General features: G+C 44.5%; 24 protein-coding genes. 10 read left to right on the forward strand and 14 right to left on the reverse strand.

Annotated elements, in window-relative coordinates; all coding sequences use genetic code 11:
• Positions 1–12: 12 nt before the first annotated feature.
• Entirely contained in the window at positions 13–1,227 is a 1,215-nt protein-coding gene (locus tag B5D77_RS20520) for a type II secretion system F family protein (protein WP_008196494.1), read from the reverse strand.
• Here B5D77_RS20520 and B5D77_RS25980 point away from each other — a divergent pair.
• The gene (locus tag B5D77_RS25980) at positions 1,160–1,330 is read left to right on the forward strand and encodes a hypothetical protein (RefSeq protein WP_159036980.1); all 171 of its coding nucleotides are present in this window, start codon (positions 1,160–1,162) and stop codon (positions 1,328–1,330) included. The genes B5D77_RS20520 and B5D77_RS25980 overlap by 68 nt on opposite strands.
• 98 nt (positions 1,331–1,428) lie before the next feature.
• Here B5D77_RS25980 and B5D77_RS20525 read toward each other — a convergent pair whose 3' ends face one another.
• Together B5D77_RS20525 and B5D77_RS20530 are read right to left on the reverse strand one after the other, a co-directional pair.
• A complete protein-coding gene (locus B5D77_RS20525; protein ID WP_008196492.1) occupies positions 1,429–2,529 on the reverse strand; it encodes a type IV pilus twitching motility protein PilT in 1,101 nt (366 codons plus the stop codon).
• Between the two features lie 152 nt (positions 2,530–2,681).
• Positions 2,682–4,697, reverse strand: coding sequence for a GspE/PulE family protein (locus B5D77_RS20530; protein ID WP_008196489.1), 2,016 nt, complete (start codon positions 4,695–4,697; stop codon positions 2,682–2,684).
• Positions 4,698–4,937: 240 nt separating this feature from the next.
• On the opposite strand from B5D77_RS20530, the gene grpE reads away from it, so the two are divergent.
• Positions 4,938–5,660, forward strand: coding sequence for a nucleotide exchange factor GrpE (gene grpE / locus B5D77_RS20535; protein ID WP_106909549.1), 723 nt, complete (start codon positions 4,938–4,940; stop codon positions 5,658–5,660).
• 141 nt (positions 5,661–5,801) lie between these two features.
• On the opposite strand, the gene B5D77_RS20540 is transcribed toward grpE, so the two are convergent.
• Together B5D77_RS20540 and B5D77_RS20545 are read right to left on the reverse strand one after the other, a co-directional pair.
• Positions 5,802–6,461, reverse strand: a complete 660-nt coding sequence (locus B5D77_RS20540) for an HAD-IA family hydrolase (protein ID WP_106909550.1) — start codon at positions 6,459–6,461, stop codon at positions 5,802–5,804.
• A gap of 90 nt (positions 6,462–6,551) precedes the next feature.
• Entirely contained in the window at positions 6,552–8,516 is a 1,965-nt protein-coding gene (locus B5D77_RS20545) for an amylo-alpha-1,6-glucosidase (RefSeq protein WP_106909551.1), read from the reverse strand.
• A gap of 90 nt (positions 8,517–8,606) precedes the next feature.
• Between B5D77_RS20545 and rpmH the strand changes: the two genes are divergently transcribed.
• The 5 genes from rpmH (at position 8,607) to B5D77_RS20570 (ending at position 11,245) form a co-directional block, all read left to right on the forward strand.
• Complete coding sequence (gene rpmH, locus B5D77_RS20550; RefSeq protein ID WP_002739276.1) at positions 8,607–8,744, forward strand: 50S ribosomal protein L34; 138 nt, start codon at positions 8,607–8,609, stop codon at positions 8,742–8,744.
• A 26-nt stretch (positions 8,745–8,770) separates the two neighbouring features.
• Positions 8,771–9,133 carry a ribonuclease P protein component gene (gene rnpA / locus B5D77_RS20555; RefSeq protein ID WP_106909552.1) on the forward strand — a complete coding sequence of 121 codons (363 nt, stop codon included), beginning with the start codon at positions 8,771–8,773 and terminating at the stop codon, positions 9,131–9,133.
• Positions 9,123–9,518: a PH domain-containing protein gene (locus tag B5D77_RS20560; protein WP_002763099.1), complete on the forward strand. Its 396-nt coding sequence runs from the start codon at positions 9,123–9,125 to the stop codon at positions 9,516–9,518. The genes rnpA and B5D77_RS20560 overlap by 11 nt, the downstream gene beginning before the upstream one ends.
• 84 nt (positions 9,519–9,602) lie before the next feature.
• A complete protein-coding gene (gene yidC / locus B5D77_RS20565; protein ID WP_008196477.1) occupies positions 9,603–10,751 on the forward strand; it encodes a membrane protein insertase YidC in 1,149 nt (382 codons plus the stop codon).
• Positions 10,751–11,245, forward strand: a complete 495-nt coding sequence (locus B5D77_RS20570; RefSeq protein WP_106909553.1) for a R3H domain-containing nucleic acid-binding protein — start codon at positions 10,751–10,753, stop codon at positions 11,243–11,245. The genes yidC and B5D77_RS20570 overlap by 1 nt, the downstream gene beginning before the upstream one ends.
• 106 nt (positions 11,246–11,351) lie before the next feature.
• On the opposite strand, the gene B5D77_RS20575 is transcribed toward B5D77_RS20570, so the two are convergent.
• The 7 genes from B5D77_RS20575 to hslO all read right to left on the reverse strand — a co-directional run bounded on the left by B5D77_RS20575 (position 11,352) and on the right by hslO (position 19,833).
• Complete coding sequence (locus tag B5D77_RS20575) at positions 11,352–11,750, reverse strand: hypothetical protein (RefSeq protein ID WP_008196473.1); 399 nt, start codon at positions 11,748–11,750, stop codon at positions 11,352–11,354.
• A gap of 590 nt (positions 11,751–12,340) precedes the next feature.
• Positions 12,341–12,550 (reverse strand): hypothetical protein, encoded by a 210-nt coding sequence (locus B5D77_RS20580; RefSeq protein WP_002739214.1) that lies wholly within the window; start codon positions 12,548–12,550, stop codon positions 12,341–12,343.
• A gap of 11 nt (positions 12,551–12,561) precedes the next feature.
• A complete protein-coding gene (locus B5D77_RS20585) occupies positions 12,562–14,241 on the reverse strand; it encodes a glycosyltransferase family 39 protein (protein ID WP_106909554.1) in 1,680 nt (559 codons plus the stop codon).
• Position 14,242: 1 nt separating this feature from the next.
• On the reverse strand, positions 14,243–14,818 hold the full coding sequence (locus B5D77_RS20590; protein ID WP_008196448.1) for a hypothetical protein: 576 nt from the start codon (positions 14,816–14,818) through the stop codon (positions 14,243–14,245).
• A 393-nt stretch (positions 14,819–15,211) separates the two neighbouring features.
• Positions 15,212–16,423 (reverse strand): pentapeptide repeat-containing protein, encoded by a 1,212-nt coding sequence (locus B5D77_RS20595; RefSeq protein ID WP_008196445.1) that lies wholly within the window; start codon positions 16,421–16,423, stop codon positions 15,212–15,214.
• 476 nt (positions 16,424–16,899) lie between these two features.
• A complete protein-coding gene (locus B5D77_RS20600; RefSeq protein ID WP_106909555.1) occupies positions 16,900–18,855 on the reverse strand; it encodes a chromosome segregation ATPase in 1,956 nt (651 codons plus the stop codon).
• Between the two features lie 63 nt (positions 18,856–18,918).
• On the reverse strand, positions 18,919–19,833 hold the full coding sequence (hslO, locus tag B5D77_RS20605; protein WP_008196441.1) for an Hsp33 family molecular chaperone HslO: 915 nt from the start codon (positions 19,831–19,833) through the stop codon (positions 18,919–18,921).
• A gap of 84 nt (positions 19,834–19,917) precedes the next feature.
• On the opposite strand from hslO, the gene B5D77_RS20610 reads away from it, so the two are divergent.
• On the forward strand, positions 19,918–20,334 hold the full coding sequence (locus B5D77_RS20610) for a hypothetical protein (protein WP_106909556.1): 417 nt from the start codon (positions 19,918–19,920) through the stop codon (positions 20,332–20,334).
• A 170-nt stretch (positions 20,335–20,504) separates the two neighbouring features.
• Positions 20,505–21,941: a signal recognition particle protein gene (ffh, locus tag B5D77_RS20615; RefSeq protein WP_008196438.1), complete on the forward strand. Its 1,437-nt coding sequence runs from the start codon at positions 20,505–20,507 to the stop codon at positions 21,939–21,941.
• A 3-nt stretch (positions 21,942–21,944) separates the two neighbouring features.
• On the opposite strand, the gene thiL is transcribed toward ffh, so the two are convergent.
• Both thiL and B5D77_RS20630 read right to left on the reverse strand, forming a co-directional pair.
• Positions 21,945–22,913 (reverse strand): thiamine-phosphate kinase, encoded by a 969-nt coding sequence (thiL, locus tag B5D77_RS20620; protein ID WP_008196436.1) that lies wholly within the window; start codon positions 22,911–22,913, stop codon positions 21,945–21,947.
• A 637-nt stretch (positions 22,914–23,550) separates the two neighbouring features.
• Positions 23,551–24,222, reverse strand: a complete 672-nt coding sequence (locus B5D77_RS20630) for a hypothetical protein (protein ID WP_008196433.1) — start codon at positions 24,220–24,222, stop codon at positions 23,551–23,553.
• Positions 24,223–24,326: 104 nt separating this feature from the next.
• Here B5D77_RS20630 and B5D77_RS20635 point away from each other — a divergent pair, with 104 nt between their 5' ends.
• Positions 24,327–25,811: a site-2 protease family protein gene (locus B5D77_RS20635; RefSeq protein WP_106909557.1), complete on the forward strand. Its 1,485-nt coding sequence runs from the start codon at positions 24,327–24,329 to the stop codon at positions 25,809–25,811.
• Positions 25,812–25,891: the final 80 nt, after the last annotated feature.

Here is a 25,891-nt window from a genome sequence, read left to right on the forward strand (position 1 = left end):
ATTCCTCTAAACTTATCCCAAGGCATCGAAGATTTTAAACATGGGCAAGTACATAGACAAAAGAATAGTTCCCACCATCCCGGCAATACCGACCATCATCAAGGGTTCAATGATACTGGTTAAAGCTTTAACGGCCTGTTCCACCTCATCTTCGTAGAAATCCGCCACTTTCATCATCATGGCATCTAATTCTCCCGTTTCCTCCCCAATACTAATCATTTGAATTGCCAAAGCTGGGAAAACATTGGCTTTTTGTAGAGCCAAACTCATCATTCCCCCCTGCTGAATTTCCGCCTTGGCACCAGAGATCGCATTGGCAATTACCTGATTCCCCACCGTATTACAAACGATATCAAGGGAACTCAAAATCGGGACACCAGAACGGGTCAGAGTCCCAAAAACCCGGCAAAATCTAGCCACAGCTGATTTTTCATTCAAATCACCAAAAAGAGGCATTTTAAGGAAAAACCGGTCAATTTGCAGACGACCCATCGGGGTTTTGTAATAGCGACGCAGTAAAAAAACCGTGGCAGTAATGGTGACAATCGGAATTAAAATCAACCAACTACGCATCACACCACTTAAAAAGAGCATAAATTGCGTTAAAGCTGGTAGTGGCACGTTTAAATCGGTGAAAATTTTGGCAAACACGGGAATTAAAAAGATGGTCATCCCGAAAAACACAATTATCGCCAAAATTCCCACCGCTACCGGATAGGTCATCGCTGATTTAATCTGGTTTTTCAAGCGGGCCATATCTTCCAAAAGTTTCGAGAGACGGTTCAGCACTTCATCAAGTACCCCCCCCGTCTCTCCAGCTTCGATCATACTGATATAAAGTTCATCAAAACATTCGGGATGTTTGGCCATCGCTTCCGATAACGGACTGCCTTGCTGTACCTCAGCACTAATCGCTTGTAGGGCTTTTTTCATCTTGGGATTACCGCATTGATCCCCCAAAACTCCCAAACATCTCACAATCGCCACACCAGCATTAATCATCACCGAAAATTGACGGGAAAAAACCGCTTTATCTTTGATGGAAATGCTGGAGAACATCAACTCTAAACTGGAAAGATCGATCTCTCCCCCCAGTTTTTTGATTTTACCGACGGCAGCATATTTTGTCTTCAGTATCCTCCGGGCCTGCTCGGGAGACATGGCCTCAATTTTCTCTTGGAAAACTTTTCCATATCTGTTTTTAACTTGTGCGACAAAAGTAGGCATAGGACAAATCAGTTATCAGTTATCAGTTATCAGTTATCAGTTATCAGTTATCAGTTATCAGTTATCAGTTATCAGTTATCAGATTGGAGTTTTAAGTGGGTAGATAGTGTTAAGTGAAAACTTCGGTACTTTCTTTTCACTGATTACTGTTCACTGATAACTGATAGGGGCTGACGAACGCTTAAAGGTTACTATTTGTTATTAAATCCGGGCTTTAGCGTTAACGCTGGCCCCAGCGACCAGACGTTGTAATTCATCGGGTTTACCACTTTTAGAAATTGCCTCTTCCAAAGAGACAACACCCCTAACAACTAAATTAGCTAATCCCTGTTCCATGGTTTGCATTCCTAACTTCATTCCCGTTTGAATGGCTGAGTAGATTTGGGGGGCTTTTCCTTCGCGAATTAGGTTGGCAATCGCTGGAGTTACCACCATGATTTCCTGTACCATTGCCCGGCCAAATTCCCCCGGTTTAGGATTTTTTTTCTTGACTAGGTTTTGACTAAAAACTGCTAGTAAAGAGTTGGATAACATGGCGCGAATTTGTGCCTGTTGGTTAGCGGGGAAAACGTCAATAATCCGATCCACTGTTCCCGCTGCCGAGCTAGTGTGTAGGGTTCCCAAGACTAAGTGACCGGTTTCTGCCGCCGTGATCGCCAAACTAATTGTTTCTAAATCCCGCATTTCTCCCACAAGGATAATATCAGGATCTTCCCGCAAAGCTGCCCTTAAAGCGTTAGCAAAACTCTTGGTATCTTCTCCTTTTTGTCGTTGGTGAAACAGGCTTTTTATATTAGGAAAAACGTATTCAATTGGGTCTTCTACAGTTAAAATATGTTCAGATCTGGTTCTATTAATTAAGTCTAAAATTGCCGCTAAAGTGGTAGTTTTACCTGAACCTGTTTGCCCAGTTACGAGAATTAATCCCCTCGGTCTTTCCGATAATTCTCGGACTATTGCTGGTAAATTTAATTGTTCAAAGTTAGGAATTTTAGAGGACAAAGCCCTTAAACAAGCGGCATAAGCCCCCCTTTCTTTATAAACATTGACCCTAAATCTTGCCAATCCCTTCACCCCGTAGGAACAGTCTAATTCCCAATTCTGCTCTAACTCTTTTCTTTGGGTATTATTGAGCATACTAAAAATCAATTTCTGACAATCTTGCGGGGTTAAAGATTCTTCATTAATCGGGGACAGTTTGCCACTAATACGAAAATAGACCGGCGCCCCGGACTGAATGTGCATATCGGAACCGCCCATCTCGACCAATTGTTCCATTAAATCTTCGATCATTAATTCCATAGGTTAAACCCCATCTATAAGGTAAAATCAGTGAACAGTAACCAGTGAACAGACATTAGGAAAGTGCTATTTAAGACTACTCACTTAATACTCCTTAGTTAAAACTCAAATCTGATCACTGATAACCGATAACCGATAACTGAAAAACTGTCTTAATCACTAAATCGCGGTGTCATACAATAGGGACAATCGAGCCATTCTGGTTGTAGTTCGGCGCGACAACCACGACAGATTAAACCGCTTTTACGTTTGGCTTTTAGTTCCGATTCCAGACCAGAATCGGTAAATGTCACCCGTTCCACCTCTTCGAGGGTGGTGTAACCCTCGCGCACCAGATTTAAACTATAGGCGAGGAGTGTCACCATGCCCTCGTCGACGGCCGCCTCCTTAATGCGATCGGTGGTTGCCCCTTGGTTAATTAACTGCTGCAGTCGTTCACTATTCTGCATTACCTCATAGACCCCGACGCGACCTTTATAACCGCTGCCGCTACATTTGGGACAAAGATTACCCTGTTTTCGCGCCTGTTGAATTTCCTCTAGGGTCAGGGTATTAGCCTTATAAAAGGTCACTTCCCGTTCATTGGCCGCGGCAAGACCGAAACGGGCCAATTCCCCTTGACCGGGGTGATAGGCGACTCGGCACTCAGTACAGACGCGGCGCACGAGACGCTGGGCCAAGACTCCCAAGAGGGAACCAGAAATCATAAACGGTTCAACCCCCATCTCGTCGAGACGAGCGATCGCACCTGCGGCATCGTTGGTGTGTAGGGTAGTTAGGACCAAGTGACCGGTTAGGGCGGCCTCGATCGCTGTTTTAGCCGTTTCCTTATCCCTAGTTTCTCCCACCAGAATCACATCCGGATCTTGTCGCAGGAAGGCCCGGAGAATCGAGGCGAAATCCATGCCCTTTTCCCGAATTACCTGCACCTGGGTGATACCCGGTAGAGAATATTCGATCGGGTCCTCGGCGGTATTAATATTAACTCCGGGGTAATTTCTTTCCGCTAAGACCGAGTATAAAGTGGTGGATTTCCCCGAACCGGTCGGGCCTGTCACCAGCAACAGACCAAAGGGACGACTAGCCATATCTCGGACGATTTGCAGGGTTTTTTGATCGGTGATTAGTTTATCTAAACCCAACTGGGTGGCCGAGTTGTCGAGAATCCGTAAACAGACTTTTTCCCCGTAGCGACTGGGCAGGGTATTAACCCGAAAATCCACTTTCCGCCCTTGATAGATCCGCCGAATTTTACCATCTTGGGGAAGACGACGTTCGGCGATATCGAGATCGGCCATGATTTTAAAACGGGCAGTGACCGCCGGGGTAATTTTTTTCGGCAGTGGATCAAAAGCTTGATGAAGAACTCCATCTTTGCGAAAGCGAATTTTCAGGAATTCTTCTTGGGGTTCGATGTGAATATCCGAGGATCCTTCCTGTAGGGCCTTAGCTAGAATTTTATTGACCAGGTTGATGACGGGGGCCTGATTAGCCTCCCCTTCCCCGAGATCATCGGCCGCTTCATCGTTAGCCGCACTGGAGGCCACCTCAATATTGCCGACAATATCGGTCAGATCCGAGAGTTTTTCCAGTTCTTTTTCTTTTTGCAGTCGGGCTTTTTCCTGGTCTAGTTCCGATTGGGCCCGATGGAATTTTTCCAGTAATCTTTCATAGTCCTCGCCGGTAATCACCAAACGCTGTAAACCTAAATCCCTGGGGCGGAGAATGCGGTTAATATCGTCGGAAGCCTCGAGGTTGTCGGGATCGACCATGGCTATCAAAATCGCAGCCGGCTCCCCTTCGATCTTTCGCAGGGGGATGAGACGATAGCGACGACAAAGATCGATCGGAATCAAAGAGTCGATCAATCGCGCTATTTCCATTTCATCCACATCGGTTAATTCGGGGTCGATCGATTCGACTCCGTAGAGAATTTTTAATTCAAATAACTGATTTTTCTTATACTGTCGCTGCAAATCTGGGGGCAAAGGGCGCCCGGTTAGTTGTTGTAATATTTCTACTAGCGATCGTCCCGATTTCCGTGTTTCCACTAGGGCCTGTTGCATTTGGTCGGCACCGATATAGCCCGACTGCACCAACTTGTTGCCAAAGGGGGAAAAGTAATTGCGTAGGGCAACGGCACGGGTTTTCTTGGCAGAAAATGTCATAGACGATTCTTAACCTCTCCACTACCCTTAAATGTTCCCAATCTTACTGATAAAATTTTATTCTAGCAAAAATTTTTCTAGATCACTGATTATCTATCGGGGTCGCTTATATCCAGTTACCCATCTTGTCCACAAAATGTTACATTAAAGCTTGAACCTTGATTATTAACTGGTACTTAAAGACCAAAATTAGCAGTAAATGGTCATATATCGCCAAATTACCAACTATAATTGTATACCATGAGTGCAGAACCGAATAACTCAACAATTTTCGACGAAAACCAAGAATCCTTTCCTAATTCCCCCGAATCCCTTAGCACCGAATCAGAAGCCAGTGTCACCGATGAAGCCAAAACGGTAACGGACAGGTCCGCCTCTAGCGAGGAATTTTCCCTCCTAGGCGGAATGACTATCGATGCTCTAGAAGAGGAAATCGACACTCTCAAACAGCAGTTAGAGGAGCAAACCCAACAGGTTGATGCCTACAAGAAACGCTATATCACTCTAGCGGCCGAGTTCGACAATTTTCGCAAGCGCACAGCCAAGGAAAAAGAGGAACTGGAAACAAAAATCAAGGGCAAAACCCTGATGGAAATTCTTGGCGTGGTGGATAATTTTGAGCGCGCTCGTACTCACATTAAACCGGCTAATGATGGCGAAACGGCTATTCACAGGAGTTACCAAGGGGTCTGTAAAACCTTAGTAGAGAGTCTCAAGCGTTTAGGCGTTTCCCCCATGCGTCCGGAAGGTCAACCCTTTGATCCCACCCACCACGAAGCGATGATGCGGGAGTACACCGATGAATATCCGGAAGGCACGGTGATCGAGCAGTTAGTGCGAGGATACACTCTCGGAGAACAGGTCCTGCGTCATGCTTTGGTAAAAGTGGCCGCCCCCAAAGAGACAGATCCTAACGCTGATCAGTCAGAATCTACTTCCATTCCATCCCAGGAATCGGTCTAAAATCTCCATGGGGATTAAACCAGTTCGAGGTTTAGGTATTAGCTGGTAGGGTCTGTATTCCCTCCCTGTCCCCTATCCCCACTGACTTGAAAGTGGGAAGTGGGAAGTGGGAAGTGGGAAGTGGGGAGAAGGTTTTTAGATTTATTCAGCAAACCCTCTGGATCTTTTAATTAAAAACGCTTCTATACCCAAGGCTTTTGCCCCTTGGTAGTCCTCTTTTTTACTATCGCCAATATGCCAAGCTTGTGCGGGAGGACAATCATGTTTTTGCAGGGCGATTTGAAAAATTTCAGGAGCGGGTTTAGCTGCTCCTACCTGAGAAGAAATCGTGATCGATCGAAAAAAATATTCTAAGCCTAATTCGGCCAAAACTTGGTAGATACGACTATCAAAATTAGAAATAATGCCCAACTCGATCCCCTGAATCTGCCAGAGTCTTAAAGCAGGAATGACATCCTCGTACAGCCCCCAAGGCTCGGCCGTGGCAAAATGACGGTAAAGTTCGCCAAAAAAAGCCTCAAAATCGGGAAATCTTTCCAGATAACCTAAATCATTAAAAACTGCTCCAGTCAGCGATCGCCACCAGCGATACTCTAACTCAGGAATTTGTGCCGGTTCAACCTTAGGAAAAGCCAGGGGGGGAGAAGTGGGGAAAATAGCCGAGAAAGATTGTTCTAGTCTCTCGGCCGCCACTTCTACCCCAAAATCCGCCGCTATTTGACTATAAATTGCTCCGACACTGCCTTTTACTCCAAAAATGGTCCCCACAGCATCGAGAAAAATAACTTGCGGTTTCTGCATGAGAGTTTTGTCTATAACCATCGAACTGAGGTTTTTAGGGTCGGCCTTTTAGCTGGCCTAACACACCTAACAATTGCTCATTTTAAAGGATTATGGCCGAAATTCTCGGATCGCTTCCCAAACCCTTAATGCCTCTGCCACCGTCCATGCTTGGGCAAAAGCTCCCCTAGGGGTAAAAGGGGCATTACCATCGAAAATTTCACTTAAATTACCGATACAGCTATCCCGAAGATGGTCGATCATCGGTGTTAAAAAACTCTCAGCTAGGATAGGATCGCGATAGACTTTCAGATGGGCTTCGATAAATGCCCCTAATAACCATCCCCAGACTGTCCCCTGATGGTAAGCACTATCTCTTTTTAGGCGATCGCCACTGTAAACGCCACGGTAATCGGGATGATCGGTAGTTAGCGATCGCAAACCGCGAGAAGTCAACAGTTTGACAGTACAAATATCGACAATGGCCTTTTTCTGTGGGAAATTTAATAACTCCTCCACCGACAAGGACACGGCAAAAAGTTGATTCGGTCGTAAACTGGCATCATTGCCCTTGTCCGTATCTAAAACATCGTAACAATACCCCAGAGAATCATCCCAGAAGCGAGAAAACCCTTTTAAGGTCATTTTTCTCATTTTTTCGTAATCAGTGGCATCCATGCCCAAATAATGGGCAAATTGAACCATAATTTTTAGGGCATTGAACCAAAGGGCATTAATTTCTACGGGTTTGCCGATGCGGGGAGTAATCACCAGATCATCAACTTTGGCATCCATCCAAGTTAACTGTACTCCCGTTTCGCCGGCATAGATCAAACCATCGTCATCTAGGTGAATATTGTAGCGAGTACCGCGACGAAACCAAGCGATCACTTCCTTTAAAGCGGGATAAATAGTTTTCAGAAACTCAAAATCTTGGCTTTGGTTAAAATAGGAACGAATGGCTTCAAAATACCAAAGAATAGCATCGACAGCGTTATATTCGGGCATTTCTCCCCCATCGGGCAGTAAATTGGGCAATAAACCCCGGTCTAGATAACGGGAAAAAGTTAGTAAAATCTGACGCGCGATCGCAGGTCTGCCTGTAGTCAAAGTTAATCCTCTTAGGGAGATCATCGTATCGCGACCCCAATCACCAAACCAAGGATAACCCGCGATTATCGTTTTGCCCTCCGGTTGATCCCGGAGAGGACGACTAACGATAAACTGGTCGGCAGCGAGGGTAAGTTGTTGAATCCATGGTGGCTGCTGGGGATTAATCAGACTATTCTCGTAGCGATAGCGAGACTCTAGAGAAGATTGACCGTCTAAATTCGGATCGGGACGGGTACTAGCGGCAATTGTCACCGATTCTCCCACTTTAAGAGTAGCCGAAAAACTAGCACCATGGAGATGATTTTCCCGATCGATTAAACCACGATAACGTTCCACGGCCAAATCAAAGCGATAATACCAGATATGAGCAGGAAAAACCTGTCCCTGACTGATTAATAGATAAAAAGGTACAGCATGGTCATAGGCAATCACTCTGACTCCTTTTTCCAGAGGACTAATATCCATTTGCCAGTTAAAACTCTGGGTATTGCCGTGAAAATCACGATAATTGACAAAAGCAGTCAGATTGAGAGTTAGGGGAGAATTGCCACGAAGGTAGGTGTAGCGAGCATAGGTGGTATTTTCTCCCTGTTCCATCCAGATACGCTTTTCTAGCAAGGCATCCCCGCAGGTAAAAGTCCAGACGGGAATTGTGCCTTCCAGATGAAAACTTTCGATATTAATATAGCCTTGCGGTTCGATCGTAGCACCTAACCAGCGATTGCTGGCCAGATGATAAAGTTTCTGGTTATATTGTACCGATTCATCGATTTTAGTCACTAGCAGCGTTCTTTTCGTCGGTGGAGCCAAAGCAGCGATCAACAGGCCATGATAACAGCGAGTTAGCAATCCGGCCACAGTTCCCGCAGCAAAACCCCCAATACCATTAGTGACTAACCATTCCCGCTTTTCAGCCACCAGCAGACAATTACAGATATCCCGACCGAAACGGAGCTTGACCATGAGCTTCCCAATTCCTAGTAATTTTGTTATAATCAAAAATTGTGTCTTTATATCTATAGAGTAACTCTATCTTAAGGAGGAAAATCGGCAGTGAGTAAACGTACTTTAGAAGGAACCACGCGCAAACAGAAGCGCACTTCTGGATTTAGAGCGAGAATGCGTAGCGTCAACGGACGTAAAGTCATTAAAGCTCGTCGGAAAAGAGGGCGCTATCGTTTAAGTGTTTAGGTTATTCTGGGAACCGACTAATTTTCGTGGGACTACCCCAAGTTCATCGCTTAAAACATCGACAGGATTTTCAAGCTGTCTATGGAAAAGGGAGGCGTTATCACGGTTCCCACTTAACCTTAATTAGTTTAGAGGATTCTTGCCCAGATGCCCCCGGCCCCAGTCGTTTTGGTATCTCGATTAGCAAGAAAGTTAGTAAAAAAGCGGTGGTTCGTAATCGACTAAAAAGACAAATACGAGCGGTAATTCGGCAGTTATTGCCAGAAATAGCGGCAGGATGGCGAGGGATAATCATTATCCGTCCAGGGGCGATCGAGTGCAATTATGAACATTTTTTGCGAGAATTAAAGCAGTTGTTAGTGAAGGCGAATATAATTCATGGGCATTAAAGAAGAAACTTTTTATGAAGGCGGTCCGCACATCGGCGACCTAATCATCAATATACTGCTAGGATTTACGGTGATTTGTTTACCTTTGACCGTTGGGGCAGTGGTACGGGCAATCTGGTTAAGATATAAGATAACCGATCGGCGGATTTCGATCACCGGGGGTTGGATGGGACGCGATCGCACGGATATTATCTATTCAGAAGTGGCAAAAGTGGCAAAAATGCCGAGAGGAATTGGTATTTGGGGGGATATTGTCGTAACTCTCAAGGATAGAAGTCGTTTAGAAATGCGCGCGATGCCGAAATTTCGTGAAATTCATGACTATATTGCCGAAAGAGTCGCCGATAAAACCGGTCGTCCCCTAGAATCGATCATCAGTCAATAAAACAAAATAATCGATCGCCTCGATTCGATAAATTAGATTTGTTACAGTGCCACCCCATTAAACGAGAAGACATAGATTAAACCCATGGATTTTGGAGTCGGATTTATTTCCACAAATATCATGTTGCCAATCCTAGATTTTTTCTTTCGGATTGTGCATAGTTACGGTTTCGCCATCATTGCTTTAACGCTGGTGGTGAGATTTGCCGTCTTTCCCCTCAGTGCCGGCCAGATTCGCAATATGAGAAAAATGCGAATCACTCAACCCTTGATGAAGGAAAGACAGGCAGAAATTCAACAACGCTACAAAAATGACCCGCAAAAACAACAGGAGGAAATGGGCAAATTAATGCAGGAGTTGGGCAATCCCCTGGCCGGTTGTTTACCCCTGCTATTACAAATGCCGATTCTTTTGGCTTTATTTGCGACGCTGCGGGGTTCCCCCTTCTCGGATATTAACTATACCGTCGATTTACAGGTGCTGCCGGCTGAACAAATCGCCCTCGTGCAGCGCCAACCCTATGCCACCAAACCCCAAAACGTCTATATTGACGAGTCTCTCCACTATCCCATTACCGCCTTTTTACCCCAAGGCAATAAAATCGCCCCGGGAGAACAGGTAAAAATCGACTTGCAAAACGACCAGGGCAAGTCTTTAAGCCAATTAGCCACGGAAGTACCCGAAAATAACCTAAAACCCACCTACGAGGTGCTTAAAGGGCAAGAACTGGTGCAGGTTAATGAAGACGGTTCCATCGTCGCTTTAGCCCCCGGAGATGCCAGTATTAAAGTTATCGTGCCGGGGATTGCCGCTAATACGGGTTTTCTCTTTATTGAGGCCCTGGGAAGAATTGGGGCAACCGGTGCCAATGGTGAAATTCACTGGGATATCTTGGCGATGGTGATCGCTTTCGGTATTAGTATCTATGTTAACCAAGAGTTATCCGGTGCCGGCGCACCTTCGGGGGGAGCAGCCCAACAACAGCAAACGGTGAATAAAATCACCCCGATAATTTTTAGTATGATGTTCCTGTTTTTCCCCTTACCGGCGGGGGTATTGATGTATATCTTAACCGCGAACATCTTCCAAACTATTCAAACGGTGATTTTGATGCGGGAACCTTTACCGGAAAACCTGCAAAAATTGGTAGCGGAACAGGAAAAAACGGAAAAATCCCGCGATGCTCTCCCCTTTGAAAAACGTTCTAGCAAGAAAAAGGAAAAAACATCGTAATGAGTATATGGGAGCAAAATAGCGAGAACGCTAAACAATGGCTGGAAAAACTGCTAAAGTTGATGGCCATGACCGCAGATGTCCAGATTGGAGTGCAGGAATTGGGAACTGGACCTTCCTCCTGTTGGTTAATTATTGATAGTAGTCAATTGAGTCCCCAACAAGTGGAACTCCTCCTCGCTAATAAGGGTGAGGGACTGGATGCGATTCAATCCCTAGCTAATACGATTCTGAATATTGGTGTCGAGTTGGCAGAACATCAGTTCTATATTGTCGAAATCAATGGCTATCGTCAACAAAGACAGTCAGAACTTTTCGACTGGGTGAATCAAGCGGCGACGCAAGTGCGGCAAACAGGACAGGAAATAGAATTAAAAGCCCTATCTTCGGCGGAACGTCGCCAAATCCATGCCTTTTTTCAGGAAGAAAACGATTTAACCACGGAAAGTCGCGGCGTGGAACCCGATCGCCGGTTAGTAATTCGTTTAAAGTAGGATCAAAGGGTGGGGTAAAACCTGCCCTCTTTTTTATTTTAGGCTTTAGCCTTCTTGCTCACTCTAAAATTGAGTTGAGAATTACCACAGCCAGGGAGATATAAAATTAGAAAATCCGACCACCTCGACGGTTGGGGGCTAAACCACGATTACTGGGTGTAAAGCAGTAGGCATCGCGATTGATTCGTCGAATATTCTCTTGTAAAAATCGATCACAATTGCCCTCTGGAACGATAATTGTTTGATAGAGCGATTTTCCCGATAGATTACTATAGTAAGGAATCCAAAGAATACCCAGATTTTGAAATTCATATTTGAAGTGTAGTTCTTCCCCGCGTTTCTTTGCTTCGTATTCGGTCTTCCAAGCTGACTCGGCAATTACTCGCAGACCTTCAAAATCGGCACTGTGCCAGTCAAGACGTGGAGCAGCGAAAACCTCACCGAAAAATGTACTCGAAAATGCCATGCACATCATCAATAAAGTGATTTCTTGTCTGATATTCATGAAAAATTGATAACTGAAATATTTTTTATTTTAACCTCAGTTCAAGATAAGCCGAAACCCTAATTTTACCTTAGCCAGTCAGTCCTATTCTTTCCTGAAAGTCATGGCAAAATCTGCTGGGTGCATCTCATGTTTGTAAATCTACCAAGTTGGGATTTTTACGGGGAAACTCCTCGATAAAATTGGGCGTTACTTGCGATTTTATCACTCAATCCCAGCTTTTGGGGGGTTCTACCCCCCAAACCCCCCGTTGGGGGCGTGGCGCCGCCCCCAAACCCCCCGCGCATTAGCTTTTCGGTGGGATGCTTACAGGCAGCTGCTGATACATTTGTCATCATCTAAGAGTCACTGATAATTGCTGATTATCGGTATTTCTGCAAATGTGAGATGCACCCAATCTGCTTAACCGAAACTGACGTTATTTTAGCCAGATATCTCCTTTCTCTTCTGTCTTTTCGCCTGTTTTTGCTCTCAAAGCTCTGGCAGCCAAAATTTTGTCATCGATTGACGTTGTTAATAGTGGGATTAACTCCCCATTCAACTTTAAAAACACCCCACACCCACGCAAAACTTTTTGCCGCAAACCCTAGTTAATAACTTAACTTCAGGGCATTTACAGGTACATCATCCCAAGATTCTACGGTTCTTAAAACTGCCACCCATCCCGCTTGTTTTTGTTCGTCCGTAAGACTGGTTAACCAACTTTGATGACAATCTTTTGCCGCTTGTTCGTCTTGACAGGCAATACAAGCTTGTACTAAACCGCAGGGGTCAATCTGTTCATTTACCCAAATAATCATAGTTAATAGCCCTACTTAACTTTGTTATTATACTCCATCGAGCGCCCACAGAGAAACTTTTGATATTGATAACCCGTTACATAATTGGAGGATAACTCTGAGAGTTGACAGTCCGATAGATCTATTGCAGAATGGAAATTAATTAGCCATAATTCAAAAGGGGGAGAAGATGACAGATTAAAATTTGGCTTTTGTTCTGAGTTAACTAAGAGAAACTTAGGGTTTTTATCGGGAAATCTTTGGTTAAATTCCCAAGCAATTCCCATCATTTCTCCCACCTGCACCAAACTCCTATAGCTAGTGGCAATTACTAACGTATAACGGCTATTATTTTCGATAGTGGTAACTAATTTATCTGGGCGATAATACTTACGATAGCCTAAATTAAAAGTAACACTTAGGGAACTAACTAAAGCCATGATAATTACAATAATTACTATTCTTTTCCGCTGCCTATGCCAACAATTATCTAATAAAATTGCTAGAATTAAAATTACCGAGGGAAAGTAAACAAAACTATATCTAGCTCCCCGGGTAATATCGATCGCAAGCAGATAGGTGATGACAAAGAAAATAGCAATTGAACTGAGGAAAAATGCCGAGAGAATGCCTAATTCTGGTTTATAGCAGTCTAGCCATGCTGTTTTTAATTGTGGGATAATCCAGAGAAAAAAACCGATCATTATTGCCCCAGAAATCAAGATAATTATTAAAGATTCTGATTCGACTGGGAGCAGGGAAAGCATAGTAATTAATGTTCCCAGCAATTGAAAAAAGGGGCTGATTACTGCCAAAAAACTATCATTCTCTCTCTGAATCCAACCGGTCATCTGATTGCCATAATCTTTGGGGACAACCGTGATAAACCAAATAATAATAAAGCTCAAGTTACCTAAAAAAACTAAACTTAAACGCCACCAATTAGTTATCCAAAAGTTTTTTTGTTTGATTTGATTGAATAAAATCCATAATAAAGTTATCGCTTCCGCTAGGATAGTTAAACTAAAAAAATAGTGAACTAATAACCCTAGACAGTTGACAATTAACCAGAAAAAACCCAAAGTATAGGATATTCTCTGACGGTGAACAATTTTGCCGCTTGCCCTCAGAAAACAGCCTAAAGATATGAGGACAAATACAACCGCTAGAGTATAATGGCGTGCTTCTTGGGAGATAAAAACTCCGTAGGGAGAAACCGCCATTAAAATCGCCGACAGAAAAGCGATCGAGCCAGATTTAAAGACCAATTTACTGATAAAATAAATTAGAGGAATCGAAATAACTCCCCAAAATACTGCCAGCGATCGCATTCCTTCTAAAGATACATATTCTCCCCGATCAAAGAATAATTTATTCCAGAGATAGGCGAAAATAAAATATAAAGGTGGATGATTGTCCTCCTGAATAACTAATTTAATTACATCGGCAATAGTTGCCTGATGGTTGCTCTGGAGAGGTGCTAATAAAGTGTCTAGGGAAATTATTTGATTTAACGGCACTATCTGGTAATTATTGCCAATACTAAAAACCATAGTGGCAAATTCATCCGTCCAGGGAGGTTTGCTCGTTAATTGTGTTAACCTAATAACCAGTCCCAAAATTATTACTAATCCTAACCAACAAAAATCAGACCAAGCTAACCGCTCCTTGCCTTTTTGTTGTAGATTAGAAATGACTGTAGATAAATTCAATTTAATTGTTATCTCCAAAAGATTCGATTATTTTAACCGCTTCCGATGGGGAAATATCTTGACGGCAATTAGGATAATCATAATCCTCCCGGGCAATTAATGCCCCACTGAGACGATAAAAATATTCTCCCATTTTCATCCAATCGGAATACAAATCGGGTTCGGGGAATTGTTGCCTTAATTCCGAGTCTTTGGGTGTACCATAATTAAGCCAGTATCCTTCTCCAAATAGTGGGGAATTGAGCGCTAGGGTTCCCTCTAATTCTAAACCATCATCGCCCCTGGCGTTTTCGATTCCTTCCACCAAAAAACAGCTATTCTCGGCATTTTCAAAGAGTACTGCGTATCCTTTCCCCTCTTCTGCGAGGATTTTAATCTCGCTGGCCTGAAATCCGGGGGGGATATAGTTAGGTAAAATAATCTTAGCATCTAGCGATCGCAGTTGTTGCCGTTGACTTTCGCTCAAAGTTACCGTTTCTGCTCTCAAATATTGCCCATTGTCAATAATAACAATAGATAATCCTAAAACTAAGGGCCAGGGAAATTTTATGGTCATAATCGCGGTTTTTAAGGTCATATTCTCGAGAATATCTGAGTTTTTAGGGAATTTACCGATTATTTATCCAGATTGACGACGAATATTGCTTTTTTACTGTTCCCGATTCCCTATTTACCGAAAAAAATCAAGCATCAGCTAAAAAAATTCTCAGTTATGATTAATCGGTGGAGTTTCCAGACAAGACTTTTCTCTCTGTCTGAACATCTATTCCCTCAATGGGCAGGTTCAGAAGGCTGTTTTTTCCGCTCGTGTCTCGTCAATTTGGGTTTAAAACCCCGTCGTGCTACACTGAAATTTATATCCGTCGTTTTAACCGAAAAAATCTGGGGGCCATTAAAATCATTTTTATTTGGGCAAGTTTCTTGTCTAGACAGAATTTTAGCCTTGAGATAATATTAGGCAGAAGTCCACTTATTCGTTAATATACAATTTTCGTTGCTCCAGGGCCAATTGCCGGAATTCCCCTTCCCCAAATTCTCCCTCTCTGGGACGGCGCTCTTCCTCGGACTCAATTAAATAGATATAATCACAATCAACCCCTTCTAAATTGGTATTTTCGGCGATTTTCCAGGCTTCGATACAAGCGCCCGTCAGGGTGGCTGCCTGTAAATTGGCTCTCATCACGTTACTATGGGCTAAATTAGCCCCTTCTAGATTAGCGTAGGCTAAATTTGCCTCGCTGAAATTTGCCCTAGTCAGGTTGGCATTTTTGAAGTTATACCCGTAAAGATTCAGTCCGCGAAAATTATAGCCAATATAAGCTTTATTTTCCCCTTGACCAGTCACCAGAAGATTTCTCATCGCAACTTCGGACAGAATTGTCTTTTCCCAACGCGCTCGCTCGATGCCCGATACCAGATAAAATCGAGTTCTAGTTAAATCTTTTGCCCTTAAATCAGTGGCTTTTAACTGCGCTCCCGTGAAATCCGCTTCTTGGAGATTTGCCCCGCAAAAATTTGTACCCTTACTGGCTAAAAAAGCAATGGCCATGGATTTCGCAAGCGTTTCTCTCGATTCTTCTAGGGATAACCAGGCCAGATAAGCGGTGAATAAAGTACCACAAACCCCAAAAATCAAAGCTATAGAAAAAGTTACATTCATCACAGCTATTCCTGCTAATGCCCCTTGAAAAGCTAATATAATTACTGTCAATAAAGTTAAAGTTAAGCTGATGACAATTGCTAGGGTAAAACTTATTGCTTGGCCAGAAATCAAGGATAAAACTAAGGGCAATCCCCCAACTCGCTGACGATAAAATATTCCGTAAATTAGAGATAAAATCGTGATTATACCCGCACCAATGATTTTAAATCCGGTTACATCTGTCACCAGCATTAAAGCTAGATAATAACCAGCTAATCCCCACACAAAGGCGCAGATAGCCGCTATTAACCAAGAAATTAAAATTAATTGTAGCTGACCGCGCCTTAGTAATCCTGCCCTAGCCTCGGTAAATTTAGTTTTCTCTAAAATAGCCCCTTGAAAATTAGTGCCACGGAGGTCAGCTTTACTAAAATTAGCCCCCGATAAATTCTTTCCTTGAAAACACTGTCCTTTTAATTTTACTCCTGTAAAATTGCGTTTGCCCTTGGCATATAAATCCAGTACCTCACTTGCTTTCATAAGACCTCTTGCAGAAATCAAAAATCGTTTTTAGGGTTAGGAGTCAGTAGCCAGTAGTCAGTAGTCAGGAGAATTAAGAATGAATAATAATCAGTTAAATGGTCTATTGACAGATTTTATGTTATTTAATCCTTATTTTGGCTATTTTTGAACCATGAAAAATTAATTATGCAGGAGGTTTATAGAAATTACGGAGATCTGTTTTTTGCTTGATTGATTAACTTAATTGATAACAACTATTATCTTTTTAAAATTGGCTTTGGTTATTTTTTGGCAATTTATACTAAATTGGTTTTTATACTAAATCCGTTGAGTATAGGCTAAATATCATCAGGATAGGCAAGGGGCAAGAGGAGGAATAGATAATCAGTCTTTAATAACCGGATTTAGTATAATACAGATTTAACTGGACAGATCCCTGGGGATGGGGGACTTTTTTAGGGGTAATCCACGGCAAAAACAGCCTCTAAAACTGATTATTGACCCGGACTTGGTGTTTCTATCGGGGACTCTGGGGAAAGGGGAGTTGATTCAACTATTGGCGCCGGGGCCGGAGGTTGGAGAATATTGCGCCAGCCTTGCATTTGGGAGCGAGCCGAACTGTAAGCCGTACTTTCCGGGGATACGGATTCAGCCAGGCCAATAGCTTCCAGATAACGGCCATTATTAGCCAGGTCCGTGGCTAAAGACAAAAGCTGATAACTCCAACGTTCCAGCAATTCAGTCCGTTGCACACCCGCATCGGTTTTAGTGGAAATATTGGTAACTAAAGCAATCGCCCGGGTTAAACCTTCTGGGGTTCCCGTCGCCGCTAATTGATTAGCCTGCTGGAGATTTTGACGGGCCCGCAACTCTCGGCGCCAAAGACGGATATTTTGGGACGCTTCCGAGGAAAGCGCTCGACCGGGGGGAATTTGATTGGCAGTTTCGATCGCTGTGCTATAGTCTTTGAGATTGGCCAAAGCTTGGGCCTGATCTAAAATGGGTTGATCCTCCATGCGTTCAATCCGCCCTTGCCAGCCGCCAATTTCCCGTTGAGCATCTCGGTATAGGGCCCGATTCTTGCCAATGGCCCGGGCCTGAATAATAGCGTTACTGAGGGAATTAATATCGCCGGGGATAGAGATTTCCCTGGCCCGTTCTAAAATCGGCCGGTCTTCAATCACTTGTATTTGACGATTCCAAGAGCCAATTTCCTGCTGTGCTTGCCACCAGAGGGGATTATCCCGGGGAACCTCGCCCGCTTTTGCGATAGCGGCGCTATACTGTTCGACCGTCCCAGCTTGTGCTAAATCCCTAGCCTCGGACAGTATTCTTAGATCCTGTACCTGTAACTGCCAGCGCTCCCTCATGCCTAGGGCCATTTGATGGAGGGGTCGAGAAGGGTCGATTTGTTCTAGTCCCAGTATGCCAGCTTCCAATCCGTCCACCGTGCCGGCTTCCGCATCTAAGGCCGCTTCAGACAAGACGGACCAATCGGTGACATCTTCTTTAATTTTGAGGTCTTTGGGGGTTTGGTTAGCCAAATCCCGGAGAGCTTGCCATTGCTTGCGCTTAATTAATCTTTCGGCGTATTCTTTTAGTTTATCCTCGGTTTTCCCGATTAATTTTTGTGCCTCCTGATGGGCATAACTGCTGGCTTGAATTTTTCTAGCTTCTTCGATGACTTTCAACCAATTGTCGAGACCGCCCCGGGCAAAGAGATTAAAGGCATTATCTAATTTACTGCTATCTTCCCGGGCGACGGTAATTTTAGCGAGCGCTTCATTATATTTAACCGTTGCCCAATATTCGTTATTTAAGTTCAATAAATCCACTGCCAGACGGAAAGATTGATTCCAGTTGGAAGCGCGGAGATTTTCCTCTAGTTTGCTTAAGATCTCGTTGCCTTCCGTCCAAGTTCCTTGCCACTTAGCGATTCTTTCTTCAATAATTGCCGCTACTGCCATATTATTGGGGATTTGACGAGCTTTAGTGATCGCTTGCTCTAAATTTCCCGCTTGATAGTCTTTTTCCGCCAAATTCAGGATATCTCGCGCCCATTCTTCCACCTGTTGATTAACCTGCGAGCGCAAGGGATGGTCTTCGGGTAAAGCTTCCACCAGGGCAATTGCCTCGAGTAAACCTGCCACGGTGCGACTATCGGCGGAAAGTTGAGCGCAGTAGAGACGCAGGGAGGCAGAAGCGATAGGCCAGAAGATTTTCGGGCAATTGGGCGACTTCTGCATATTGAATAACTGCCAAGTGGCGAGAAAGCCAACACCGCCAAAGACCACCACAAATAAAGCCGCCCAAACTTTCCAAGTGAAACGATGCTGGTATCGGTACCAAAGGAGAAAAAGAAAAGACTTAGTTTTTTCTGGCCAACGAGTCAGGGAGTCAATCGATTCTCGTTTGACTAGATTTTCGGTTAATTCTTTTCCTTTAGACATTCACTACTCCCCGGCAGATATTTTAGATAGATTTTACCCTAATGGCGCTCATTGCCCAACTTCTCAGCAAGATTCAGCTTGTAGGGACTCGACTAATTCGATTAATTGTCTCTCGTCGGCGCTATATACCTCCCGACAAAACTCACAGACGGCTTCCGCTTGTTTATCCTTTTCGATAATATCTTTTAATTCATCGACCCCGAGGAATTTTAAAGCTCCTAGGGCCCGTTCAAAAGAACAATCACAATCAAAACGCAGCAGCTGCACAGCCGGAAAAATTTCTAGACCCATATCTCCCAGAAGTTCCTGAAAAATATCTTCTAGACTTTTTCCCGCCCGTAAAAGGGGCGTAAATCCCGTTAATTTTCGCAATCTCGACTCTAAACGAGCCACTAAGACCTCATCCCGGGCCGCTTCTTTAGAGAGAACTTGTAATAAAATTCCCCCGGCTGCCGTCACTCCTGTGGTCGTACCGACAAAAACCCCCACTTGCAAAGCGGAGGGAATTTGTTCCGATTGGTCTAGATAGTAGGCGATATCTTCCCCCACTTCCCCAGAAACTATCTCGACGATGCTTTCTTGAAGTTCATTTCTCTCCTCGCCTTTTTCTTCCCGTAGGACTCGCACATAACCCTTGTTACCCACCGCGCGACCCACATCTAATTTACCCTTAGCATTGGGGAGTAATTCCACCTGGGGATAGTCCACATAACCCCGCACCGTGCCATCGAGTCCGGCATCAACTAAAACACCCCCCAGGGGTCCGTCGCCTTTAATGCGAATATTGACCCTAGAACCTGGTTTTTTTAAACTGGAAGCCAAGAGTAAAGCCGATGCCATCGTGCGGCCGAGAGCGGCGGTGGCTACGTTAGATAATTTATGTCTTTGGCGAGCTTCTTCGGTTAAACGAGTGGTAATCACTCCGACTACTCTAATTCCGCTATCGGCGGCCGTGGCGCGGATTAATTTATCTGCCATACTACTTACTGTTATCCTTGGAAAACGCTGTCCCGATTTTTAGTTATTCTTTAACTAACTTAACAAAAATTATCAGACAACAATATGTTCGGCAATTTTCAACAAAGTCAGCTGCGTATCGAAATCTCGGCCCGTGAACAGGCTATCCGGGATAGTTTGCTCAAAACTGCTCATCTCCGTCAATGGCTGTGGCCGCAAATGCTCTCGCCCAATCTACCCGATAAATTAGAGGAAGGTTTGACTTTTACCTCTTGGTTAGGTTTAATTCCCGTACAACATCAGGTTTTACTGGCCAATGACCAGTGTTTACGCTTGCTTTTGAGTCAAGGTATCGATGGCTATCACGAATGGTATTGGGGCGATGGTTGGTTACAATCGCGGTTAGAAGGCATTTCCCTCCTTCCCCTCAATCTCGGTCAAACTCTCAGTTTATTAAAATTACGACTATTTTTGAGCAATCAAAAGTTAGAATTGAAGGATTTAGAAGTGGCTGGTAAGTAAATCGCACTTTAAAAACCCAATTATCGATTGTTTCTCCCCGCTGCTCACTCTCCCACACCGGGAGATTGGCCGCACCATGCAAGTCCGAGACTAATGACAGGGTAAGAACGGGGGTCTTCCCCCGACATTTGAGATAAAATCGATCTAGTTAAAAATTTAATTCCGAAACTATGTTCGACGCACTGGCCGACCGCTTAGAAGACGCATGGAAAAAATTACGAGGTCAAGATAAAATCTCCTCGGCCAATATACAAGAAACCCTCAAAGAAGTCCGGCGGGCTTTATTAGAAGCAGATGTTAACCTACAGGTAGTCAAGGGATTTATTGCTGAGGTCGAGAAACAAGCCCTCGGCGCTGAAGTGATTTCCGGAGTCAATCCCGGTCAGCAATTTATCAAAATTGTCTATGATGAATTAGTTAAAATTATGGGGGAAAGCAACGTTCCCCTAGCTCAGGCCGATAAACCCCCCACCGTAATTTTAATGGCCGGGTTGCAAGGGACGGGAAAAACCACCGCCACCGCCAAATTAGCCCTATATCTCCGCAAACAGTCCAAAAGCTGCCTGATGGTGGCCACCGATGTTTACCGTCCGGCGGCCATTGACCAATTAATCACCCTCGGTAAACAGATAAATGTTCCCGTCTTCGAGATGGGTTCTCAGGCTAATCCCGTCGATATCGCCCGTCAAGGTGTGGAAAAAGCCAAAGAATTGGGCGTAGATACCGTTATCATCGACACCGCCGGTCGTTTGCAAATAGATACCCAGATGATGGGCCAACTAGCACAAATCAAGAAAATTGTCAAGCCCGACGACACTTTATTAGTGGTGGATGCGATGACCGGTCAGGAAGCGGCCAGTCTTACCAACACTTTTCACCAACAAATCGGCATCACGGGGGCGATTCTTACCAAACTTGATGGCGATACTCGCGGCGGTGCGGCCCTATCAGTGCGGCAAATATCGGGACAACCGATTAAATTTGTTGGGGTTGGCGAAAAAGTAGAAGCTTTAGAGCCATTTTATCCCGATCGCCTTGCCAGTCGCATCCTCAATATGGGTGATGTCCTGACGCTAGTGGAAAAAGCTCAGGAACAGTTAGACCTAGAAGACGCAGCCAAAATGCAGGCCAAGATTTTAGAGGCTAAGTTTGATTTTAATGACTTCCTCAAACAGATGCGGCTGTTAAAAAATATGGGTTCCCTGGGGGGAGTCCTCAAGTTAATCCCCGGTCTAGGCAAACTGAGCGGGACAGACATCGAAAAGGGCGAAAAAGAGTTAAAACGCACGGAAGCGATGATTAATTCCATGACCACGGAGGAACGCGCTAACCCCGATTTATTGGCTAAGTCTCCTAATCGTCGTCGTCGCATTGCCAAAGGTTCGGGACATCCGGAAACGGAAGTTAACAAACTAATTACTAATTTCACCAGAATGCGATCGATGATGCAACAGATGGGACGGGGACAAATGCCCGCTATGCCGGGGATGCCCGGGATGGGTGGCGGAATGTTTGGCGGTGGCAATCAACCGGGGTTCCGCGGTCAAGGTGGCAGCCCGAAAAAACCGAAGAAAATCAAGAAAAAGAAAGGTTTTGGCGATTTATAGAGGCTAAAAATGTTGAAATCCGGAGCTTAAACTGAGGTTTCTACCATCGGCTAATTTTATCTCTTTCCCGGGGACAATTTGACCGATTATCGCCCCCTCTTCCCCCACTTTCTCCAACAATTCTCTGGCACTGTCCGGGGGCAAAGACAAAACTAACTCAAAGTCTTCACCGCCGTATAAAGCCCATTCTAGAGCTTTTTCGGCTCCTACATATTCTTTCAGGGTTGGATGCAGGGGAATCCTCTCGATTTCGGCACCAACCCCACTACAGCGACAAATTTGCATGATGGCATCTGCTAACCCGTCACTGCTATCCATGCCCGCGATGGGAAATTGCTTGACAATTTTTTGTAAATGTGGTATGCAATCAAGTCTCGGTCGCGGCCGTTGATGGGCTTGGATTAATCGCTTTTTTTGGGCGGAATTTAAATTCCTCCCGGTTTCAGGGTGAAAGAGTAACTCTAATCCGGCCCGCGATAAACCGTGATAACCAGTAATAACGATACTATCGCCAACTTTTGCGTTAAAACGTCTAATTTCTTCATTTTTTGCCACTTGTCCCAGGGCGGTGATGCTGATGTTAATCTCCGTGGCCCGACAGACATCGCCCCCAACGATCGCCGTCTGATATACTTGCAGACAAGAGCTAAGACCCCGATAGAGTCCTTCTAGCCAATCGATGGCTAGATTGGGAGTTAAAGCCAATCCTACCGTAATTCCCAGGGGTTCTGCCCCCATAGCCGCTAAATCGGATAAATTAGCCGCCGCCGCTCGCCAGCCCACATCTTCGGGAGAGGTAGTAAGATCGCTAAAGTGGACGTTATTAACTAAAACATCAGTGGTGACAACGAGAGAGTAACCATCCTTGAGGCATAAAATCGCCCCATCATCACCGATAATCTCCGCAGGACAATATTTTTGCAGAATCGGTAGCAATCCCTGTTCACCCAAGTCTTTAACGGTTAAATTCATAATTTCTGGGAATTGAACGATACAGCTTCTAAAAAGTCGGCTCTCTTAGGTGCGGAACAAACCACAGAGACACAAAGGACACAGAGATCGATCACTACTATATAAGTTAAACTGACCACACAAAGAATAAGAGAGCCAAAAACCTTGCATTATCCTTCTTGTCGTACACAAGCTGATACAAAAAAGCAGGGCAACAAGGCCTGAAACTCCTGACTGACTGGAAAATAGAAACTGAAATAACGCAAATTCGTCAATCATACTAAATCCCTTGAGTATAGGCCACATATCAGGAGAGGCACTCCTGCAAGGGGAGTGACTCTTAAATTATTACAGATGCGTCAGCGGCTGCGTGTAAGCATCCCACCGAAAAACTAATGCGCTCCGGGGTTTGGGGGCGGCGCCACGCCCCCAACGGGGGGTTTGGGGGGTTCTACCCCCCAAAAGCTTGGATTGAGTGGTAAAATCGGAAGTGATACGGCCATCCGTTGAGTATAGGCTACATATCAGGAGAGGCACTCATGCCAAACGGAGAATAAATAATCAGTTTTTAATAACCGGATTTAGTACGACCACATGAAAATCGGTAAAACCCCACACCCCACACCCTGCCCCCATGAAAAACTTTTTGCCGCAAACCCTAGTTAAGAGGATTGGCGCTGATTTTTTCGTAGGCGCGATCGATAATTCCCCGACCGCGCAAAAAGCCAGTATTAGCTCCCGGACAAAGATAGGAGAGGGTTTCTGGACTAAAACGGTCTAAAATGGACTCTTGCGATCGCAATTGCCGCAGCCAGTGGAAAGTTTTCGCGGTCTGTAGGGGTTGCGGTTGACCCTTAGTGTCGGGGAGAAGATGACGACCGGTAAATAAAACCCCCCCATGACGGTTCCAGTAGAGACAGGAGGAGCCGGGAGAATGGCCAGGAGTCCAAAAACCGCTACAAGTGGGAGATAACTGGATTTGCTGCTGAAAAACGGTAATTTGACGGTGAGGAAGCAGATAAGCTTCCTGTTCCTGTAGAATAATCTCACAATCAAGTAAACTTTGCAGAGAATCGCTCTGTTTCCCCTGACCCCCGCGATGGGTAAAAAATAGGTAACGGACACCCTTTTCTCGGAGAAAATCCCGCTCGCTCTCCTCACAGCTAGGACAATCCACCAGAATATTGCCGGTATTTTCTACAATAAGATAAGAGGTTCCCCCTAGGGTTTCCCGATTAGGCGAGAAAGCGTATAAACCTTCTAGAATTAATCGAGGGGGTTTTGTGGTTTTGCTAACCTCTAAAGGAGACGATTCGGTTTCCGATCGCATGGTTTGCCTATCCAAATCACAATCAATGCGGTTTATAACTTAGCACGATCGATGACCGGGCGGGCTGAAATTAGCCGCTTTTTATTCAAGAGAAAAGAGCCGATATGGAAATGTGGTTGTTATTAGGGATTCTTGGTGGTTTCACTTATTTTATGGTCAAGCGTAGCGTGGCCAAAATCACGACAACACCAATATGGTTAATTTGGTTAGTCCTGATGACTCCGGCTCTAATTTGGACGGGCTGGACGTTAATCTATGGAGAGGATACCCCCATGCCAGCATTTCTGCTCATCGGTCCCTTTGTGATCTGCCCTTTCTTGTATTGGTGGCTAGTACATAAGGGTCGGGTTACTCCCCAAGAAGGCCCCCCATCACCACGGAAACAAGCGAATTTAGTCCTAGAAAATATTGATAATCCCGCACCTAAAACTGATTTAAAACCGATCACTGCCGAAGAGGAAAAATCCCTAAGAGATTGTTTTCCTTGGGGTATTTATTATCTGCAAAATATCGATTATCGTCCCCAAGCAATTCTCTGTCGGGGGAAATTGCGAGCGGTTCCTGAAGAAGCTTATCAAGTGATTAAAAACAATGTGGAAAAGGTTTTTGGTGATCGCTTTTTATTGCTTTTCCAAGAAAGTTTTCAGGGACAACCTTTTTTCGCTCTTGTGGCTAATCCCTGGCAGCAAAAAACAGAAACTATAGAAACTGAAAAAGTTACTCGCCCCTTTCTTGCCCTGGGTTTATTGTTATTAACTATCTTAACCACCACAGTGGTCGGTGCGGGATTAAGTGGCATTACGACCCAACAATTAGAAAATAATTCTAGTTTATTATTGCAAGGTTTACCCTACAGTTTGGGCTTAATTGCTATTTTAGCACTGCACGAATTCAGCCATTATTTGACCGCAGTTAAATACAAAATTAAAACTACTTTGCCCTATTTTATCCCCATTCCTTTCTTCCTAGGCACCTTCGGGGCTTTTATTCAAATGAGATCGCCTGTACCCACCCGCAAAGCTTTATTTGATGTGGCGGTGGCCGGTCCTTTGGGGGGTATAATTATCGCTATTCCTCTACTGTTTTGGGGGTTGTCCCTCTCGGAAATAGTTCCCCTAACTAATCAAAGCAGTTTATTAAATTTTCAGGCCTTAAATCCGCAGTTTTCTTTTTTCTTGTCTATCGTAGCTAAACTAGCTCTCGGCAGTAATTTAATCGCGGGAAAAGCCATCCATTTACATCCTTTAGCGGTGGCCGGTTATGTGGGAATTATCGTTACAGCCCTAAATTTAATGCCCGTGGGTCAATTGGATGGTGGTCATATTGTTCACGCCATGTATGGACAGAAAACCGCCGTAATTATCGGTCAATTAACTCGATTATTCCTGTTTATTTTAGCCCTAGTGCAACCGGATTTTTTACTCTGGGCGATTATTCTCTTATTAATGCCAGTCAGTGATCAACCGGCTTTAAATGATGTGACGGAATTGGATAATAAACGAGATTTATTAGGTCTATTTTCCCTGACTTTGTTATTAAGTATTTTGCTACCCCTTCCCGAAGCGGTGGCCCGTTGGTGGGGGATGTAAGCAACCGCATCAATCCACCTGAGTTCCAGAAAAATTATCGGTCAGTTGGGGAATAAAATCCTTATCTCCTACGTCAATGT

It is taken from the genome of Microcystis sp. MC19 (assembly GCF_003019735.1).
Lineage (GTDB): Bacteria > Cyanobacteriota > Cyanobacteriia > Cyanobacteriales > Microcystaceae > Microcystis.

What these genes read in the sequence shown, in the direction of transcription:
- B5D77_RS25980 (WP_159036980.1), top strand. Translation starts at nt 1,160, where the DNA reads ATGGCCTCAATTTTCTCTTGGAAAACTTTTCCATATCTGTTTTTAACT.
- B5D77_RS20520 (WP_008196494.1), bottom strand. Translation starts at nt 1,227, where the DNA reads ATGCCTACTTTTGTCGCACAAGTTAAAAACAGATATGGAAAAGTTTTC.
- B5D77_RS20525 (WP_008196492.1), bottom strand. Translation starts at nt 2,529, where the DNA reads ATGGAATTAATGATCGAAGATTTAATGGAACAATTGGTCGAGATGGGC.
- B5D77_RS20530 (WP_008196489.1), bottom strand. Translation starts at nt 4,697, where the DNA reads ATGACATTTTCTGCCAAGAAAACCCGTGCCGTTGCCCTACGCAATTAC.
- grpE (WP_106909549.1), top strand. Translation starts at nt 4,938, where the DNA reads ATGAGTGCAGAACCGAATAACTCAACAATTTTCGACGAAAACCAAGAA.
- B5D77_RS20540 (WP_106909550.1), bottom strand. Translation starts at nt 6,461, where the DNA reads ATGCAGAAACCGCAAGTTATTTTTCTCGATGCTGTGGGGACCATTTTT.
- B5D77_RS20545 (WP_106909551.1), bottom strand. Translation starts at nt 8,516, where the DNA reads ATGGTCAAGCTCCGTTTCGGTCGGGATATCTGTAATTGTCTGCTGGTG.
- B5D77_RS20560 (WP_002763099.1), top strand. Translation starts at nt 9,123, where the DNA reads ATGGGCATTAAAGAAGAAACTTTTTATGAAGGCGGTCCGCACATCGGC.
- yidC (WP_008196477.1), top strand. Translation starts at nt 9,603, where the DNA reads ATGGATTTTGGAGTCGGATTTATTTCCACAAATATCATGTTGCCAATC.
- B5D77_RS20570 (WP_106909553.1), top strand. Translation starts at nt 10,751, where the DNA reads ATGAGTATATGGGAGCAAAATAGCGAGAACGCTAAACAATGGCTGGAA.
- B5D77_RS20575 (WP_008196473.1), bottom strand. Translation starts at nt 11,750, where the DNA reads ATGAATATCAGACAAGAAATCACTTTATTGATGATGTGCATGGCATTT.
- B5D77_RS20580 (WP_002739214.1), bottom strand. Translation starts at nt 12,550, where the DNA reads ATGATTATTTGGGTAAATGAACAGATTGACCCCTGCGGTTTAGTACAA.
- B5D77_RS20590 (WP_008196448.1), bottom strand. Translation starts at nt 14,818, where the DNA reads ATGACCTTAAAAACCGCGATTATGACCATAAAATTTCCCTGGCCCTTA.
- B5D77_RS20595 (WP_008196445.1), bottom strand. Translation starts at nt 16,423, where the DNA reads ATGAAAGCAAGTGAGGTACTGGATTTATATGCCAAGGGCAAACGCAAT.
- B5D77_RS20600 (WP_106909555.1), bottom strand. Translation starts at nt 18,855, where the DNA reads ATGTCTAAAGGAAAAGAATTAACCGAAAATCTAGTCAAACGAGAATCG.
- hslO (WP_008196441.1), bottom strand. Translation starts at nt 19,833, where the DNA reads ATGGCAGATAAATTAATCCGCGCCACGGCCGCCGATAGCGGAATTAGA.
- B5D77_RS20610 (WP_106909556.1), top strand. Translation starts at nt 19,918, where the DNA reads ATGTTCGGCAATTTTCAACAAAGTCAGCTGCGTATCGAAATCTCGGCC.
- ffh (WP_008196438.1), top strand. Translation starts at nt 20,505, where the DNA reads ATGTTCGACGCACTGGCCGACCGCTTAGAAGACGCATGGAAAAAATTA.
- thiL (WP_008196436.1), bottom strand. Translation starts at nt 22,913, where the DNA reads ATGAATTTAACCGTTAAAGACTTGGGTGAACAGGGATTGCTACCGATT.
- B5D77_RS20630 (WP_008196433.1), bottom strand. Translation starts at nt 24,222, where the DNA reads ATGCGATCGGAAACCGAATCGTCTCCTTTAGAGGTTAGCAAAACCACA.
- B5D77_RS20635 (WP_106909557.1), top strand. Translation starts at nt 24,327, where the DNA reads ATGGAAATGTGGTTGTTATTAGGGATTCTTGGTGGTTTCACTTATTTT.